This is a genomic window from Actinokineospora sp., assembly GCF_050699995.1.
GTDB lineage: Bacteria > Actinomycetota > Actinomycetes > Mycobacteriales > Pseudonocardiaceae > Actinokineospora.
The window spans coordinates 1-1,683 of sequence record NZ_JBOHGC010000106.1; the positions used below are offsets into that span (position 1 = coordinate 1).

Annotated in this window: 1 protein-coding gene; it reads left to right on the forward strand. The window is 67.9% G+C overall.

What is annotated here, in order from left to right; translation table 11 throughout:
• A partial coding sequence (gene acs, locus ACRDSQ_RS06200) for an acetate--CoA ligase (protein ID WP_431419574.1) occupies nt 1-1,625 on the forward strand: 1,625 nt, incomplete at its 5' end.
• Nucleotides 1,626-1,683: the final 58 nt, after the last annotated feature.

The window sequence follows — 1,683 nt, forward strand, 5'->3', positions numbered from 1 at the left end:
CCTACTGGGAGCTGTGGCTGGAGGTCAACCGCTTCGCCGGGGCGCTCAAGCGACTGGGTGTGCGCAAGGGCGACCGCGTCGCCATCTACCTGCCGCTCATCCCCGAGGCGGCCATCTCGATGCTGGCCTGCGCCCGCATCGGCGCCATCCACTCGGTGGTCTTCGGCGGCTTCAGCGCCGAGTCGCTGCGCGACCGCATCAACGACTCCCAGGTCAAAGTTCTCATCACCGCCGACGGCGGCTACCGCCGCGGCACGGTGCTGCCGCTCAAGCAGTTCGCCGACGAGGCGCTGAAGGACTGCCCGTCCATCCAGCACGTCGTGGTCGTCCGCCGCGGTGGGGCCGACTTCCCCGTCCACATCCAGGAGGGCCGCGACCACTGGTGGCACCGCCTGATGCAGGACGCGCCTGCGTGGTGCGAGCCCGAGCCGATGGACTCCGAAGACGTGCTCTACATCCTCTACACCTCCGGCACCACGGGCAAGCCCAAGGGCATCGTGCACACCACCGCCGGCTACCTGGTGGGCGTGACCGCGACCACCAAATGGGTCTTCGACCTCAAGGACGACGACCTCTTCTGGTGCACCGCCGACATCGGCTGGGTCACCGGGCACAGCTACACCGTCTACGGCCCGCTGGCGATCGGCGCCACCACGCTGATGTACGAGGGCGCGCCCGACTGGCCCGCGCGCGACCGGTTCTGGGACATCTGCGAGCGCCACGGCGTGACGGTTTTTTACACCGCGCCCACAGCGATTCGCGCCTTTATGAAGTGGGGCGCCGAGCACATCCGTAAACACGACCTCTCGCGGCTGCGGCTCATCGGCACCGTGGGCGAGCCCATCAACCCCGAAGTCTGGGTCTGGTATCACCAGACCGTCGGCGGCGGCCGCTGCCCGGTGGTGGACACCTGGTGGCAGACCGAGACCGGGCATATTTTGATTACGCCGCTGCCGGGCATCACCACGCTCAAGCCGGGCTCGGCCACGCGGCCCTTCCCCGGCGTCTTCGCCGAGGTGGTGGACGCTGAGGGCAAGCGCGTCGAAGTCGGCGGCGGCTACCTGCTGCTGACCAAGCCCTGGCCGGGGATGCTGCGCGGCATCTGGGGCGACCCCGAGCGTTATCAGCAGCAGTACTGGTCCCGCTACCCGGGCTTGTACTTCACCGGCGACGGCGCCAAGCGGGACGAGGACGGCTACTTCTGGCTGCTGGGGCGCGTGGACGACGTCTTGAACGTCGCCGGGCACCGCATCGGCACCGCTGAGGTCGAAAGCGCGCTGGTCGCCCACAAGGCCGTGGCTGAGGCCGCCGTTGTCGGCATCCCGCACGACATCAAGGGCGAGGCCATCGCCGCCTTTGTGACGCTGAAGGACGGCCACGCGGTGCGCGAGCCGGTCGAGATGATCGATGAGCTGATGGAGCACGTGGTGAAGAAAATCGGCGCCATCGCCCGCCCCGAGAAGATTATCTTTTCCGCCGACCTGCCCAAAACCCGCAGCGGCAAAATCATGCGCCGCCTGCTCCGCGACGTCGCCACCGGGCGGGCGCTAGGGGATACAACGACGCTGGCGGATCCGTCGGTGGTGGAGGCACTAAAGGCAAGGTACGCAGAGGACTCAGAGTGAATTCCCCAGTTCAGCCCAGCGGCAGGTAGCGGCGAGGAACGCGCTTAGCCCGTAAGGG